Origin of the sequence: Pontibacterium sp. (assembly GCF_041587635.1) — a bacterium.
Classification (GTDB): Bacteria; Pseudomonadota; Gammaproteobacteria; order Pseudomonadales; family Balneatricaceae; genus Pontibacterium.
In genome coordinates this window covers 1-15,841 of sequence record NZ_JBFGYC010000030.1, presented here as the reverse complement: position 1 = coordinate 15,841, position 15,841 = coordinate 1, and the positions used below count along the sequence as shown (strand labels likewise).

The window sequence follows — 15,841 nt, the reverse complement described above, 5'->3', positions numbered from 1 at the left end:
TATGAGAAAATACGGCTAAGCTAAAGTCTTCGAAATCACATACGTTATGGGAATATTTTACTCGCTTTCACTGAAATTGGTAGCGGGGACTCGATTTAAACCTGCGACCTTCAGCGCTGTGCTAGATTAAAAGCCGAGCCCGATCGTCGGGCCGCCACTAAAACAGCATTTGCTTAATTGGTAGCGGGGGCTGGATTTGAACCAACGACCTTCGGGTTATGAGCCCGACGAGCTACCAGACTGCTCCACCCCGCATCAAAAACAGGGCATATTGTACATATGCCCTAGACCTTTTTCAAGATCATGGTGCCCAAGGCCGGACTCGAACCGGCACGACCGTAGGTCACTACCCCCTCAAGATAGCGTGTCTACCAATTCCACCACTTGGGCAAACGAGTTTCAGTCAGCTTGCGGAATATCAGATTCAGGAACCGGCTCAGCTTTGCCCGCTTCCAGTGTCGGCAACTCAGGCTCAGTAACCTCTGCTGCACGACTCTCAATAACTTCCGCTGCAGGAATGCCTGCATCACCCACTGTATCAGCTTTTTCCTTGGCAGCCATGGCCAGCAAAAAGCTTGTTACGAACAAACCGGTTGCCAGTACGCCTGTAATACGTGCTAGAAAAGACGTACTACCGCTACTACCGAACACAGTCTGGGAAGCACCAGCGCCAAACGAAGCGCCAGCCTCTGCACCCTTACCCTGCTGCAGCAATACCAGAGCGATAATACCGGCAGCAAGCAAGACATGAACAATCAGAACCAGTGTTTCCATCTATCAACCGTTTCGTTACGCTTCTGCCGCCGCGCGACAGATAGCGATAAAATCATTAGGCTTTAAGGATGCACCGCCAACCAGGCCGCCATCCACATCGGGGTTTGCAAACAACTCATCGGCATTCGCCGCGTTGACGCTTCCACCGTACAGGATTCTTACACCCGCTGCTACTTCAGCACTGTACTCAGCAACAATGGCTCTTACAGCCTGATGAACGTCCTGAGCCTGCTCAGGCGTTGCTGTTTTACCGGTTCCAATCGCCCAAACCGGCTCATATGCGATAACAGCTTTCGCGAAAGACTCAACACCACAAGCATCGAGCACAGCCTTTAGCTGACCACCGACGATCGCCATGGTTTTTTCGTCTTCACGTTCTTCCAGTGTTTCACCAACACACAGAATAGGCACAAGGCCTGCGTCAATCACCGCATTAAACTTTGCAGCAATTTCAGCGTCTTTTTCGCCAAAAATGGCGCGACGCTCAGAGTGACCCAGAATAACGTACTGACATCCCAGATCTGCGAGCATTCCTGGTGAATTCTCACCTGTATATGCACCACTTTCGAACTGGCTGGCATTTTGTGCGCCCAGCGCAATCGATGCATTACCAATCAGACTTTTCACCTGAGACAGGTAAACAGCCGGAGGGCATACCAGAGCTTCTACAACATCCAGATCTTGAAGACTTGCAACCAGTGCTTCCATCAACTCATTGATAGACTCACTATTGCCGTTCATTTTCCAGTTTCCGGCGACAATGGCTTTACGCATCGATACCCCCTATCGAAAGAGGCGCAAATATTAACTGCGTTACTCTGAAGTTTCAAGCGCCTGAAGCGCATTTTCTACTTCCGCTGCCAGAGCTGAGCACAGTTCCGCAACTTCTGCCGCATCTTCACCTTCAATCATCACGCGCACAACAGGCTCCGTACCCGAAGGTCGTAACAATACGCGTCCGCGAGAACCCAGTGTTGCTTCGGTCGCAGCAACCGCCTCCTGAACCGCATCAACACCCATCACATCCACTTTGTTCTGCATGCGGACGTTGATCATCGTCTGAGGCATTTTGCTCATCCCCTGCTTCAGCACATGTAAGTTTTTGCCACTGTCTGCGATGGCCCTCAGAACCTGAAGGGCCGACACAGTACCATCACCCGTAGACGTCAGATGACGGCAAACAATATGTCCTGAAGACTCACCACCCAGCAACCAGCCATGATTAGCCAGCTGCTCCATCACATAACGATCACCTACTTTCGCACGTACAAAAGGGATCTGCTCGCGCTTGAATGCCTGCTCGAGACCGAAGTTAGACATCAATGTACCAACAACTCCGCCTTCGAATTCTCCCTGAGCACGCAGGTGCGAGGCGATCACATAGAGCAACTCATCGCCGTCGACTTCAACGCCGGTGTGATCAACCATGATCACGCGATCACCATCACCATCCAGTGCGATACCCAGATCAGCACCTTCCGCCACAACCACCTTCTGCAGACGCTCGGTCGATGTTGCACCACACTCCTCGTTGATATTCAGACCGTCAGGCGCGGACGCGACTTCGATCACCTCAGCCCCTAGCTCGGAAAATACACTCGGCGACACATGATAGGTTGCACCATTGGCACAATCGAGGGCGATTTTCATACCCTTAAGATCGATACCGCCTGCACTGGCTTTACAGAATTCAATGTAACGCCCGGGTGCATCCTCAATACGTTTTGCTTTACCCAGCAGCGCAGGATCAACCGTTGTCATGGCGATATCCAGCTGAGCTTCAATAGCCTGCTCAATCTCATCCGGCAATTTAGTACCCTGCGCAGAAAAGAATTTGATGCCATTATCGTAATGCGGATTGTGCGAGGCACTGATCACGATACCTGCATTGGCATGAAAGGTACGCGTCAGATAAGCAATTGCTGGCGTTGGCATAGGCCCCAACAGCAACACATCGACTCCAGCAGCGGACAAGCCCGCCTCGAGGGCGGACTCAAACATATATCCTGAAATTCGTGTATCTTTACCGATAAGAATTTTGCTGCGGCCTTCACGGGCAAACACTTTACCGGCTGCCCAACCCAGCTTCAGCATAAAATCGGGTGTTACAGGAAACTGGCCTACTTTGCCGCGAATTCCGTCGGTACCAAAATAACGTCTGCTCATTACTACTCAATCCTCTCCAATGGACTCGTTGCGCACAGCTTCGGTCATACGCACAACATCTACTGTTTCTGCCACATCATGTACGCGCAATATCTGCGCACCCTGCATCACCGATATTGCTACAGTCGCCAAACTTCCCGCCAGACGCTGATCAACCGGCCGATGCAATACATGATCTATCATCGATTTGCGCGAAGTTCCGATCAACAACGGTAACCCTAACGCGTGCAACGCATCCAGATTATTCAACAGACGTAGATTATGCTGGATGGTCTTACCAAAGCCAAAACCTGGATCAAGAACAAGGCGATCTTTTGCAATCCCAGCAGCCTCACAATCCGCAATTCGCTGCTGCAAAAACGCCTTAACATCCAACAATACGTCTTCATAACGAGGCGCATCTTGCATTGTCGCCGGACTGCCCTGCATATGCATAAGACAGACGGGCAATGAAGTCGCTGCTGCGGCCTCAAGCGCCCCCTGCTTACCCAGCGCCCGAACATCATTAATCAACCCAGCACCCGCAACCGCCGCCTCCCGAACAACCTCCGGGGAGCTGGTATCGACTGACACAACAACATCCAGATCACGCGACAGCCTTTCAATAACAGGTATCACCCGATCCAACTCTTCATTCACAGAAACCGGAGCCGCGCCCGGCCGGGTAGACTCGCCACCAACATCAATGATAGAAGCGCCTTCTGACACCATTGTTTCAGCCCTGCGTACCGCCTGCTCCAGCGACAACTCACTGCTGCTATACAGGTGACCGCCATCTGAGAACGAGTCAGGCGTGACGTTCAGAATCCCCATAACCTGGGTACGACTCATATCCAGTGTGCGGCGACCACACGAAAGCTGGCTTATGCTCACAAACTTACTCCGGTATTCGATACAAAAAAGGCTGATCACCACGATCAGCCTTTGTACTTATACTGCCTAATCTCAATTAGTGCACATTGTTATCCGGCGACGGCATATCAGGGTCTGCACCCGCATCGTCCTGCGGCTTATCCTGCTCAGGCTCAGACTTATCCTGCTGCGCCGTGGTCCCGGTATTACCGCTATCCTTGTCGTCATCATCTTCCCAGCCATCAGGCGCAGACACTTCTTCTCGAGCCATCAGCTCGTCTATCTGATCACTACTAATCGTTTCGTACTTCATCAACGCCTGCGTCATCGATTCCAGAATATCACGATTATCTTCCAGAATTTTCTGCGACTTCGCATAACACTCATCAATCACTCGACGCACTTCGCCATCAATACGACGCTGAGTTTCTTCAGAGATGGTCTTAGCTGGCTGCCCATAACCACGACCAAACGGATCGCCCTCTTCCTCATCGTACAATAACGGCCCCAGCGCTTCGCTCAGACCCCATTTAGCAACCATGCTATGCGCCATAGAAGTCGCACGCTGGATATCGTTCGCTGCCCCTGTCGTCACACCGTCTTTACCCAGCGTCATCTCTTCGGCGATACGACCACCGTAAAGGGAGCAGATATTCGAGATGATCGTCTGACGACTATGGCTGTAGCGATCTTCTTCAGGCAAGAACATCGTCACACCCAAGGCTCTACCACGTGGAATAATCGATACTTTATAGACCGGATCATGCTGCGGCATCAGACGACCTACAATGGCATGACCTGATTCATGATACGCGGTATTCAGACGCTCTTCGTAGGACATCACCATGGACTTACGCTCGGTACCCATCATGATTTTATCTTTAGCCTTTTCGAACTGCTCCATACCTACTGTACGCCTGCTGCCACGTGCGGCAAACAACGCCGCTTCATTGACCAGATTGGCCAAATCCGCACCAGAGAAACCCGGTGTACCACGCGCGATCAGCTCAGGCTTTACATCATCGCCCAGTGGTACTTTGCGCATATGCACTTTCAGAATTTTTTCACGGCCACGAATATCCGGCAGTCCCACATGTACCTGGCGGTCAAAGCGTCCCGGACGCAACAACGCGGGATCCAGTACGTCCGGACGGTTAGTCGCAGCAATAACGATGACACCTTCGGTACCCTCAAAACCATCCATCTCTACCAATAACTGGTTCAGCGTCTGCTCACGCTCATCGTTACCACCACCCATACCAACGCCACGGTGACGACCTACTGCATCAATCTCATCAATAAAGATGATACAAGGCGCATTTTTCTTGGCCTGATCAAACATGTCACGCACACGAGATGCACCCACACCAACAAACATCTCTACGAAATCCGAACCCGAGATACTGAAGAAAGGTACTTTAGCTTCACCCGCAATCGCTTTTGCCAACAAGGTTTTACCCGTACCTGGGTTACCGGACATCAGGACACCCCGCGGGATATGGCCACCCAGACGCTGGAATTTGCCGGGATCACGCAGGTAATCAACCAGCTCTTTAACTTCTTCTTTGGCCTCTTCTACGCCGGCCACATCATCAAAAGTCGTCTTAATCTGATCTTCACCCAGCATACGCGCTTTGGATTTACCAAAGGACATCGGGCCGCCTTTACCTCCACCACCGCCTTGCATCTGACGCATGAAGAACATAAAGACTGCGATAATCACCAGAATTGGGAAAGACGCTACCAGCAACTGAGACCAGATACTCTGCTGTTCAGGCTGCTTGCCCTCAATAACAACATTATTACGCAGCAGATCATCAACCAGCTTAGGGTCTTCCAGTGCAGGTCGCACGGTTTCAAAACGCTCACCACCGGAGCGCTCGCCCACAATGGTATAACCGTCGATCACCACCTTAGAAACACGACCATCCTGCACTTCAGTAACGAAGTCAGAGTAGCTGAGACGATTCGGTTCAGCTGCATCGTTGAAATTATTAAAAACCGTTAACAGGACTGCCGCTATTACCAGCCACAGCACCAGATTTTTTGCCATATCGTTCAATGGATTATCCTCAGCTTATCAACGATGCATCACGCATCTGAAGAATGCGCCACACACTATAACACTTGTGGCAGGTCGCTTCTCAACCTTTAAAGCCCTTGCCAAACAGATATACCTCGCGCGAACGGGCGCGTGAAGCATCAGGCTTACGTGTAATTACTTTATTGAAGCTTTGACGCATGTCCTGCATATATTCGTCAAAACCTTCACCCTGGAACACCTTGGCAACAAAATTGCCGCCCGGTTTAAGTACTTCGCGGGCCATATCGAGAGCCAGTTCAACCAGATACATCGCTGCAGGCTGGTCGACGCTGTTCATACCACTCATATTGGGGGCCATATCTGAAATTACAAGGTCTGCCGGTTCATCTCCCAATGCTTTCAGAATACGGTGCAGCACCTCTTCTTCAGTAAAGTCACCCTGCACAAACTCAACACCTGCCATTGAATCCATTGGCAAAATATCAGATGCAACCACCCGACCATGATCCCCAACCAACTGAGCCGCCACTTGCGACCAGCCACCCGGAGCAGCCCCCAGATCAACCACCGTCATACCTGGACGAAACAGTTTATCTTTTTCATTCAGCTCAAGCAGTTTGAAGCTGGCACGGGAGCGGTACCCCTGCTCCTTGGACTGTTTGACGTAATGATCGTCAAAATGTTCCTGCATCCAACGCCCACTACTCTTAGATTTTGCCACGAATTACCGACCCCTGCGTCGTTGACACCTCAGGCTATGCGCTACTCTTGAACACATATCTCAGGTAGTATTGTAGAAATTATTGAAGGTTTCGGATCACCGACAACCAAAAAATTTTGAGGCACGTATTTTAGTATGAGCTTGACGTCCGAGCAAAAGAAGCATTATCGCACCATTGGTCACAACCTTAATCCGCTGGTCATGGTTGCAGGCAAAGGCCTGACCGAGAACATCCAGCTGGAAGTGGACCGTGCTTTGGAAGATCACGAGCTGATCAAGGTTAAATTCGCTGTCGGCGACCGGGAAGTAAAAAAGCAGCTGATTAAAGAACTGGCGGAGATCGTTGAAGCGACCATCGTCCAGGAAATCGGCAATATTGCTTTGCTATACCGGAAAGCCGAGAATCCGGACCCGCGCCTATCAAATCTTCTGCGCTAAGCTCCGCTCCTCCCAATACGAAAAAGGGCACCCGAAGGTGCCCTTTTTTATAGGTCGTGACGCATCAGATATGCAGTACTTCGTCGATCTCGTATTCGATAAGACCGTTTGGCGTATTGACCGCCACGATATCACCTTCCTCTTTACCGATCAGCGCACGCGCAATCGGAGAGTTTACTGAGAGCTTACGGTTCTTAATATCCGCTTCGTCATCACCCACAATTTGATAACGCTGCTCTTTATCGTTATCAATGTTGATGATAGACACTGTCGTACCGAAAATAACCTTGCCGCTGTGCGGGATTGCCGTCACATCGATCACCTGACAGTTGGACAGTTTACCTTCCAGCTCCTGAATACGACCCTCAATAAAACCCTGCTGTTCACGTGCAGCGTGATATTCAGCGTTTTCTTTCAGATCTCCGTGTTCACGCGCATCAGCAATATCTGCAATCACGCGTGGGCGTTCAACGGTTTTCAGCTGTTCCAGCTCTTGTCGCAGCGCTTTTTCGCCGCCAACAGTCATAGGGACTCGGTTATTCATACATTCTCACCTGCATGGATATCCTGCAGACGGCGAACAGTTTTCTCTTCACCATACTGCAGCGCACGGGTAGTCGCTTCAGCACCGGCCAACGTCGTGCTGTAAGGCACTTTATGCTGCAGGGCTGAACGACGAATCTCAGCAGAATCCGCAATCGCTTTGCGACCTTCCGTCGTATTGATCACGTAAGCGATTTCATCGTTTTTCAGCATGTCGACGATGTTAGGACGACCTTCCATCACCTTATTCACACGCTCAACCTGCAGGCCGGTTCCTTCCAACAGAGACGCAGTGCCACTGGTTGCAACCAGCTCGAAGCCCAATTCAACTAGATCAGAAGCTACCTCAATTACACCCTGCTTATCAACTTCGCGCACAGAGATAAAGGCTTTACCTTTCTTCGGCATCTTCTCACCAGCACCTACTTGCGCTTTCATGAAGGCTTCGCCGAAGGTCTCACCGGTACCCATAACTTCACCAGTAGACTTCATTTCTGGTGACAGGATCGGATCAACACCCTGGAACTTGTTGAACGGGAATACCGCTTCTTTAACATTGAAATGCTCAGGCACGATCTCTTCGGTGAAGCCCAGCTCTTTCAGGCTCTTACCGGTCATGACCTGCGCACCAATCTTCGCCAGCGAGACACCGATACACTTGGATACGAACGGCACGGTACGAGACGCACGAGGGTTAACCTCGATCACATAGATCTCGCCATCCTGATATGCCAGCTGCGTATTCATCAAGCCAATAACGCCCAACTCCAGCGCCATTTTCTTAACCTGATCACGCATCTCATCCAGCACGTCAGCCGCAAGGCTATACGGAGGCAAAGAACATGCAGAGTCACCGGAGTGAACACCAGCCTGCTCGATATGCTGCATGATCGCACCAATAACAACAGTCTCGCCGTCACAGACCGCATCGATATCTACTTCAACCGCAGCGTTCAGGAAGTGGTCCAGCAGAACCGGCGCGTCATTGGAAACCTGTACCGCAGTATTCATGTAGCGGCGCAGCTCTTCCTCTTTGTATACGATCTCCATTGCACGACCACCCAATACATAGGACGGACGAACAACCAACGGATAACCCAGCTTACCCGCTTCGATAACCGCTTCTTCCAAAGAGCGCACTGTTGCGTTTTCAGGCTGCTTCAGACCCAAACGCTTCAGCATCTGCTGAAACTGTTCGCGATCTTCCGCGCGATCAATCGCTTCAGGAGAGGTACCAATGATTGGCACACCAGCCGCTTCCAGCGCAACCGCCAGTTTCAGTGGAGTCTGACCACCGTACTGAACAATGACACCTTTCGGTTTTTCAACAGCAACAATTTCCAGCACGTCTTCCAGCGTGATCGGCTCAAAGTACAGACGATCAGAGGTATCGTAGTCGGTAGAAACAGTCTCAGGGTTACAGTTAACCATGATGGTTTCAAAGCCATCAGCGCGAGCCGCAAGCGCTGCGTGTACACAGCAGTAGTCAAACTCGATGCCTTGCCCGATACGGTTAGGACCACCACCAATAACCATGATTTTGTCACGGTCGGAAGGGTTCGCTTCACACTCTTCTTCATAAGAAGAATACATATAAGCGGTATCAGTAGAGAACTCAGCAGCACAGGTATCAACACGCTTAAACACCGGACGAATATCCAGTCCATGACGGTGTTTACGTACCTGCTTCTCACTCACACCCAGCAACACGGCCAGACGCTCATCTGAGAAACCTTTGCGCTTCAGGCGGAACAAGGTGTCCTTGTCCAGTTCAGACAGTGCCATTTCAGACACGCGCTGCTCATCTTTGATGATGTCTTCAACCTGAACCAGGAACCAAGGGTCAATACCGGACAGCTCGTATAGCTCTTCAACGGACATCCCCAGACGGAATGCGTCACCCAGGAACCAAATACGCTTGTCACCCGGCTGCTTCATCTCACGTACGATATCGGTACGTGCGTCTTCGCTTTCCAGGTCAACAATTGGATCAAAGCCCGTTGCACCGACTTCCAGTCCACGCAAAGCTTTCTGCAAAGATTCCTGCTGAGTACGGCCGATCGCCATAACCTCACCAACAGACTTCATCTGTGTGGTCAGACGGTCATTAGCCTGCGGGAACTTCTCGAAGGTGAAACGAGGAATCTTAGTAACAACGTAGTCGATAGCAGGCTCAAAAGAAGCCGGAGTAGCACCACCGGTAATGTCGTTCTGCAGCTCATCCAGGGTGTAACCCACAGCCAGCTTTGCAGCAACTTTAGCGATAGGAAAACCTGTCGCTTTAGACGCCAATGCAGAAGAACGGGATACACGAGGGTTCATCTCGATAACAACCATACGGCCGTCTTCAGGATTCACACCAAACTGAACGTTGGAACCGCCGGTCTCAACACCGATCTCACGCAAGACAGCAATCGATGCATTACGCATCAATTGGTACTCTTTATCTGTCAGCGTTTGCGCAGGTGCTACAGTGATAGAATCACCGGTATGCACACCCATGGCATCGAAGTTTTCGATCGAACAGATAATGATGCAGTTGTCGTTTTTATCACGTACAACTTCCATCTCATATTCTTTCCACCCGATCAGGGATTCATCAATCAGCAGTTCGCTGGTTGGTGACAGATCCAGACCACGCTCGCAGATTTCAACAAACTCTTCTTTGTTGTATGCGATACCACCACCCGTACCACCCATCGTGAAAGATGGACGAATGATACATGGGAAGCCAAGCTGAGCCTGCACCTGCAATGCTTCTTCAAGGCTGTGTGCAATCGCAGCGCGCGGGCATTCCAGACCGATATTCTTCATCGCTTTATCAAAGCGATCACGGTCCTCGGCTTTATCGATCGCATCCTGAGTTGCGCCGATCATCTCAACGCCAAACTCTTTCAACACGCCTTCGCGATCAAGATCCAAAGCGCAGTTCAGTGCAGTCTGGCCACCCATCGTAGGCAGCAGCGCATCTGGACGCTCTTTCTCAATAATCTTCGCAACTGTTTTCCAGTTGATCGGCTCAATATAGGTGGAATCGGCCATCGCTGGGTCAGTCATGATGGTCGCTGGGTTAGAGTTAACCAAAATAACTCGATAACCCTCTTCTCTCAGTGCTTTACAAGCCTGGGCACCAGAGTAGTCAAACTCGCAGGCCTGACCGATTACAATCGGGCCAGCGCCAAGAATCAAAATGCTTTTTATGTCCGTACGTTTTGGCATCAGTATATACCGGTCGTATCAAGTGACTGTTCGTTCTGTCTAAAGTACTTACGCGTTCTTACGCGCTTTAATCTGCTCGATAAAACGATCGAACAGAGGTGCCACATCATGCGGCCCCGGGCTCGCTTCAGGGTGACCCTGGAAGCTGAAGGCCGGGCGATCAGTCCGCTCGATACCTTGCAATGAACCATCAAACAGAGATTTATGCGTTGGGCGTAATGTATCTGGTAGCGAATCTTCAGCGACAGCAAAGCCGTGGTTCTGACTGGTGATCATCACCTTAGTAGAATCCAGATCCTGCACCGGGTGGTTCGCACCGTGGTGACCAAACTTCATCTTTTCAGTTTTCGCACCGGAAGCCAGTGCCAGCAACTGATGACCGAGACAGATACCAAAAATTGGCAGATCGGTTTTACAGATCTCCTGAATGGCATTAATCGCGTAATCACACGGCTCTGGATCACCAGGTCCGTTGGAAAGGAATACGCCATCCGGGTTCAAAGCCAACACGTCTGCAGCAGGAGTTTGAGCAGGTACAACCGTCAAACGACAGCCACGCTCTACCAGCATGCGCAGAATGTTGCTTTTCACACCAAAGTCATACGCCACAACATGATGCGCCAACTCGTCATCGGTCTTATCTTCGTGACCTTTACCCAGCTGCCAGGTAGAAGAGCGCCACTCATATGCCTTAGCAACAGTGACTTCCTTCGCCAGATCCATACCTTTCAGACCCGGGAATCCTTTTGCCGCTGCTAATGCTTGTTCTTCGTTCACATCGCCGGCCATGATGCAGCCGCTCAAAGAGCCTTTTTCACGTAAAATACGCGTCAGGCGACGGGTATCAATATCAGCGATACCTACGATGTTATTGTCTTTCAGGTATTCGTCCAGAGACTTCTCGCTACGGAAGTTGCTCGCTACCAGCGGCAGATCACGAATTACGAGACCGGATACCCAGGTCTGGGATGACTCTTCATCCTCTTTATTGGCACCCACATTACCGATATGTGGATAAGTCAGAGTAACGATCTGGCGGCAATAGGACGGATCAGTCAGGATTTCCTGATAACCGGTCATAGAAGTGTTAAATACCACCTCACCGCTCGACTGACCGTCGGCGCCAATCGCCACCCCCTTGAAAATACTACCGTCCTCAAGGGCCAAAATGGCTGGTCTCGACAATTGAACCTCCCCCCGCACTGCGCGATACAAAAACTAGACTGATGAAAACGATACGTGCAAAAAAGCGAGGCAAAACCAAATTTTAACCTCGCTCCAATATGCTGTTCCTGAGATCAGCTGATTTCTCTCAGCCAAACCGGCGGTATTTTAGTCGATTTGGCGCCCCCTGTCCACGCACTGAACGTCACTCGATAGTGTTGTTTACGGTCTTATAGCCTCACCTGCTCCGTCGTCACAAAGGTGTAATGAAATGGTCATTACAATATTTCCCTATATGCCCACACACAGCAAAAAACAGACATTAGAGTCGCTTGATCAGAGAGACACAGATGAAAATTTCACAGCTCACCCGCCTGGCAACATTAGCCCTGCTAATTATTGTCATTTTCTTAAGCGGTTCGGTTATCTGGTCCTTAAACCGACTTGATGGCGCCTTTTCCGCCAGCGCGTACTACCAGACCTATCAACGTGAAGTTGAAAACCTGATAGGCAAGCCTATTCAGACCTATCTGTTTAACGGTAATGCAGCCTTGCTGACAACGATCAGTGACAATGTGACGGCCGTCATCGATCGTACTCGTCAAAATACGCACCTACCGAATCAGATGCGTAATGAAACAGTTTCACTGCTGAACACGCTCAACAGCAGCACGCTTTCAGAACTGCGGACAGCAGGGAAACTATCCAACCCACAGGATTTACTCATTAACAATGAACGCGAACTTATGGGCGAACTGACCCGCGCAACCGAGTATACCGAGTCAGCCAACCAAACCGCTCCGGAACAACGCCAGCAATATCTGACATTGATTACGCAGTTACAACGCTCGTTAGTCGCACTCAGCCATACCCGCCAGAGCTATTTCTCCGATGCGAGCAATGACACACTGGAGACTTTAAATCACTACCAAAATGAACTGGAACAAACATCCTCTGCTCTACATGCCTTACCCCGACTAGGCGTCTATTCCGAAGAAAACGATGACGGGGATGATCTCGCGTCTCTTATGGGGTGGCAGCAGGAAGAAAAAACGAACGATCGAGAAGATAAGGGGGATGCGATTGTCGACGAGATCCGTTCACTCATTAGGCGCTATCCAAAAGAACTGCACAACGCACAAAAGTTTATTGCCCAAAACCAACGTGCTAAACATGCCACCCAGCAACTCCTGAACGAACTCGAACAAAGCCTGTTGCGCTATGCCGAAGAGGTCAACCAGCAATATGCGGCAATTCAGCGCGATGTATACGTCCTTCTGGCGATCTGTGTCACCTTAATCGTGCTCACCGGATTACTGATGACCATGCTGAAGCACCGCTTGTCACGCATCTTAATAGAAACCAGCAACTATATAGACAAGCTCTCAAAGGGCGACCTGAGTCGGGAGTTCAGTCTAAAAAGCAGCATGTCAGAAGTGAAAAGCCTGCATCGTTCCATCAATGCACTGCATAGTTATTTCACACACCTCATCGCTCAGATACGCAGCGAGACACAGCATTTAAGCTCACTGGAACTTCAAATATCCCAAGGTGCGATCCATCTGGAAACTATTGTTTCCAAGCAGCAAGCATCAACCGAGCGTGTTGTGGTCCAAATGACACAGCTCGAAGGCTCCTACCAGCAAGTGGCGGAAAATGCCGCGCAAACCAGCCACGCCACTTCCGATGCTCAATCACTCGCTAATCAAAGTACTGGCTATATGGTCACAACCAGTGATCGCATTCAGACCCTCACTGACGAAGTGAAAGAAACTGCCAAAGCACTTGAGCTGCTCAAGCAGGACGCACGAGAGATAGAAAGCGCTTTAGAAGTCATTCAAGGCTTCGCTGAACAAACCAATCTTCTGGCACTGAACGCCGCAATCGAAGCCGCACGAGCAGGCGAAGCCGGCCGCGGATTCGCCGTGGTCGCAGATGAAGTGCGTAACCTTGCATCCCGAACCAGCAGCTCAGCGGTCGAAATAAAACTCATAACAGATAAGCTCAACCAAGCCACTGCTGTTACAACTGCACGAATGAACCGACAACTTGACGCAGCTGCGACGACAGTCGAATCCGCTCAGAATGCTCAAAGCACTATCGATTCCGTTCGCAAGTCGATAGAGAACGTCCATCACATGAACTCACTCATCGCAGCCACAACCGAAGAACAAACCTGCAGCACAGCTGAAATCAGCAACGCCGTCACCGAAGCCGCTGACCTGTCCAAAAGCTCCTCACTTGAAGCTGACAATAATCAGAAATACGCCTCTGATCTTTCGAGGATTAGCGCGAATCTAAGCGCCTTGGTACGACAGTTTAGTTAGCATTCCCCCGGGTGGCGCATAAAACTTGAGTCACCCTTCCCCTTCTCAATCTCCGCTTCATACACCTGCTCAGTCGTTCTACACGGCCACCTGTACATTACACTGCAACATCATCGCGACCATCATCCTTAGATCAATACGTTAAGCAACACCCCAAGACTACATACAAAGCAATTTTGGGATTGGTGTGCGGTGTGTGATGTGTGATGTGTGATGTGTGATGTGTGATCCACTGTAAACGAATCTGCCTCAAGCAATCAAAGAATGACGATTAAACACAATCATCCCAGCAAAACCCAACGGCATTCCGGCCCAAGTACTCAAAAGAGACCAATACAACAGAAATAAAAAAGGCCGGCATAAGCCGACCTAATACGAGAAAACTATATAGCTTGAAGGGGGGAGCACATAGTTTCCGCTGTGTTCATTGCGCTCAGCATTAGAACTTGATGCGCATACCTGCCAGAACGTCCAGATCCAGATCCTTGCCATCTTCGTCGATGTCAGAGATTTCAGCGAAAACGCTTACGTTTTTCTGAGCTGGGAACTTGTAAGTCACGTTAGCGTAGATCTGAGTAGCATCAGTAGACGCTGAAGTTTCTTCTTCAGTCAGACCCAGAGCGAAAGTAGTCGTTTTAGATGCCTTGAACTTAGCAACTACATTGTAAGTGTCCAGATCAACAGAACCTGTATCACGGGAGCTATAATCAGCAGCCAGGGCAACTGAACCCAGCTTAGTAGCAGCACTCAGACCCCAAGAATCAACATCGCCCGCAGTTTTATCAATAGTCTGATAAGCAGCAGCCAGTTCAACACCACCTACGCTTGTTGCAGCGAAAACTTCGAAAGAAGCATCACCTGCACTGTTTTCACCTTCAGCTTCCAGCTCAGTGGAAGTAATCAGAGTAAAGTTGTCAGTAGCAACGTCCAAACGAATCACATCATCGCCGTCAGTCTGGCCTGCAGCATCGAATGCATCTTCCGATACAGCGTGTTCGTATGCACCCTCAACACCAAATTCGTCAGCAGCATTGTTCTGCTTACCTACAGCGACTGCAGCCATACCGAAGTCCAGACCCAGGTATGCTTCTTCCAGCTTGCTACCGGACTGCTTGTCTTCTGCAGCATCTTTAAAGCCAAAATCCAGCTGACCGAAAGCTTTCAGGCCGTTACCCAGATCGTAGGTAATAGAGTTTTTCAGCTCCAGATCATCGAACTCAACTTCTGCATCTTTAGTTTTAGAAGCATTGTCACGCAGCTGAACCTGCCAGTCGCCTTTCAGTTTGTAAGTCAGGCCTTTGCCTTCATAGATAGTGGCAGCGTTTACAGAACCAACAGTTGTAGCAGCTGCAATAGCAGCAACCAAAATCAGCTTTTTCATTTCCTTTCTCTCCAGATTTAAGGATGAATAAATTAAAATCGACAAATTTTAAGCAAAGCAATCCCTGCACCCCTTTTTATAAAAAGGGCGAGACAAATCCAATAAACATTTTTCCTAAGGACAGCTACGAATAGCTATTTATATGAATTATTGACTGATCCATTTTTTGAAACGCTTTCTTGTTTCTGAATCCGCCTGGTTATACCAATACC

13 protein-coding genes and 2 tRNA genes are annotated in these 15,841 nt (G+C 50.0%); 2 read left to right on the top strand and 13 right to left on the bottom strand.

The genetic code is table 11. The features are described 5' to 3' along the window. Positions 1 to 178: 178 nt before the first annotated feature. The 8 genes from ABYW01_RS03340 to rlmE all read right to left on the bottom strand — a co-directional run bounded on the left by ABYW01_RS03340 (position 179) and on the right by rlmE (position 6,557). Positions 179 to 255 (bottom strand) — tRNA-Met (locus ABYW01_RS03340). 49 nt (positions 256 to 304) lie between these two features. Further along, positions 305 to 390 (bottom strand) — tRNA-Leu (locus ABYW01_RS03335). Positions 391 to 399: 9 nt separating this feature from the next. After that, complete coding sequence (secG, locus tag ABYW01_RS03330) at positions 400 to 774, bottom strand: preprotein translocase subunit SecG (RefSeq protein WP_372831117.1); 375 nt, start codon at positions 772 to 774, stop codon at positions 400 to 402. A 15-nt stretch (positions 775 to 789) separates the two neighbouring features. Then, positions 790 to 1,548: a triose-phosphate isomerase gene (tpiA, locus tag ABYW01_RS03325; RefSeq protein ID WP_372831116.1), complete on the bottom strand. Its 759-nt coding sequence runs from the start codon at positions 1,546 to 1,548 to the stop codon at positions 790 to 792. 39 nt (positions 1,549 to 1,587) lie between these two features. Continuing rightward, positions 1,588 to 2,940 carry a phosphoglucosamine mutase gene (gene glmM, locus ABYW01_RS03320; RefSeq protein WP_372831115.1) on the bottom strand — a complete coding sequence of 451 codons (1,353 nt, stop codon included), beginning with the start codon at positions 2,938 to 2,940 and terminating at the stop codon, positions 1,588 to 1,590. Between the two features lie 6 nt (positions 2,941 to 2,946). After that, positions 2,947 to 3,753 (bottom strand): dihydropteroate synthase, encoded by an 807-nt coding sequence (gene folP, locus ABYW01_RS03315; protein ID WP_372831120.1) that lies wholly within the window; start codon positions 3,751 to 3,753, stop codon positions 2,947 to 2,949. A 136-nt stretch (positions 3,754 to 3,889) separates the two neighbouring features. Beyond that, positions 3,890 to 5,845, bottom strand: coding sequence for an ATP-dependent zinc metalloprotease FtsH (gene ftsH / locus ABYW01_RS03310; RefSeq protein WP_372831119.1), 1,956 nt, complete (start codon positions 5,843 to 5,845; stop codon positions 3,890 to 3,892). Between the two features lie 91 nt (positions 5,846 to 5,936). Further along, positions 5,937 to 6,557 (bottom strand): 23S rRNA (uridine(2552)-2'-O)-methyltransferase RlmE, encoded by a 621-nt coding sequence (gene rlmE, locus ABYW01_RS03305; protein ID WP_193954938.1) that lies wholly within the window; start codon positions 6,555 to 6,557, stop codon positions 5,937 to 5,939. Between the two features lie 135 nt (positions 6,558 to 6,692). On the opposite strand from rlmE, the gene ABYW01_RS03300 reads away from it, so the two are divergent. After that, complete coding sequence (locus ABYW01_RS03300; protein ID WP_193954937.1) at positions 6,693 to 6,995, top strand: YhbY family RNA-binding protein; 303 nt, start codon at positions 6,693 to 6,695, stop codon at positions 6,993 to 6,995. A gap of 64 nt (positions 6,996 to 7,059) precedes the next feature. Here ABYW01_RS03300 and greA read toward each other — a convergent pair whose 3' ends face one another. The 3 genes from greA to carA are packed head-to-tail and all read right to left on the bottom strand — an operon-like array spanning position 7,060 to position 11,942. Then, positions 7,060 to 7,539: a transcription elongation factor GreA gene (greA, locus tag ABYW01_RS03295; RefSeq protein WP_372831114.1), complete on the bottom strand. Its 480-nt coding sequence runs from the start codon at positions 7,537 to 7,539 to the stop codon at positions 7,060 to 7,062. Beyond that, the gene (gene carB / locus ABYW01_RS03290) at positions 7,536 to 10,757 is read right to left on the bottom strand and encodes a carbamoyl-phosphate synthase large subunit (RefSeq protein WP_372831113.1); all 3,222 of its coding nucleotides are present in this window, start codon (positions 10,755 to 10,757) and stop codon (positions 7,536 to 7,538) included. Before carB ends, greA begins: the two co-directional genes overlap by 4 nt. Positions 10,758 to 10,805: 48 nt before the next feature. Beyond that, on the bottom strand, positions 10,806 to 11,942 hold the full coding sequence (carA, locus tag ABYW01_RS03285; protein ID WP_372831112.1) for a glutamine-hydrolyzing carbamoyl-phosphate synthase small subunit: 1,137 nt from the start codon (positions 11,940 to 11,942) through the stop codon (positions 10,806 to 10,808). Between the two features lie 329 nt (positions 11,943 to 12,271). Here carA and ABYW01_RS03280 point away from each other — a divergent pair, with 329 nt between their 5' ends. After that, a complete protein-coding gene (locus tag ABYW01_RS03280) occupies positions 12,272 to 14,248 on the top strand; it encodes a methyl-accepting chemotaxis protein (RefSeq protein ID WP_372831111.1) in 1,977 nt (658 codons plus the stop codon). Positions 14,249 to 14,687: 439 nt separating this feature from the next. Here ABYW01_RS03280 and ABYW01_RS03275 read toward each other — a convergent pair whose 3' ends face one another. Together ABYW01_RS03275 and ABYW01_RS03270 are read right to left on the bottom strand one after the other, a co-directional pair. Further along, the gene (locus tag ABYW01_RS03275) at positions 14,688 to 15,629 is read right to left on the bottom strand and encodes a porin (RefSeq protein ID WP_372831110.1); all 942 of its coding nucleotides are present in this window, start codon (positions 15,627 to 15,629) and stop codon (positions 14,688 to 14,690) included. A gap of 147 nt (positions 15,630 to 15,776) precedes the next feature. Beyond that, the coding region (locus ABYW01_RS03270; protein ID WP_372831118.1) for a DUF2057 family protein at positions 15,777 to 15,841 on the bottom strand (65 nt) is incomplete at its 5' end.

Excerpts from the sequence above, each read along its gene's own strand:
- secG (WP_372831117.1), bottom strand. The coding sequence starts at position 774 with ATGGAAACACTGGTTCTGATTGTTCATGTCTTGCTTGCTGCCGGTATT.
- tpiA (WP_372831116.1), bottom strand. The coding sequence starts at position 1,548 with ATGCGTAAAGCCATTGTCGCCGGAAACTGGAAAATGAACGGCAATAGT.
- glmM (WP_372831115.1), bottom strand. The coding sequence starts at position 2,940 with ATGAGCAGACGTTATTTTGGTACCGACGGAATTCGCGGCAAAGTAGGC.
- folP (WP_372831120.1), bottom strand. The coding sequence starts at position 3,753 with ATGGGGATTCTGAACGTCACGCCTGACTCGTTCTCAGATGGCGGTCAC.
- ftsH (WP_372831119.1), bottom strand. The coding sequence starts at position 5,845 with ATGGCAAAAAATCTGGTGCTGTGGCTGGTAATAGCGGCAGTCCTGTTA.
- ABYW01_RS03300 (WP_193954937.1), top strand. The coding sequence starts at position 6,693 with ATGAGCTTGACGTCCGAGCAAAAGAAGCATTATCGCACCATTGGTCAC.
- greA (WP_372831114.1), bottom strand. The coding sequence starts at position 7,539 with ATGAATAACCGAGTCCCTATGACTGTTGGCGGCGAAAAAGCGCTGCGA.
- carB (WP_372831113.1), bottom strand. The coding sequence starts at position 10,757 with ATGCCAAAACGTACGGACATAAAAAGCATTTTGATTCTTGGCGCTGGC.
- ABYW01_RS03280 (WP_372831111.1), top strand. The coding sequence starts at position 12,272 with ATGAAAATTTCACAGCTCACCCGCCTGGCAACATTAGCCCTGCTAATT.
- ABYW01_RS03275 (WP_372831110.1), bottom strand. The coding sequence starts at position 15,629 with ATGAAAAAGCTGATTTTGGTTGCTGCTATTGCAGCTGCTACAACTGTT.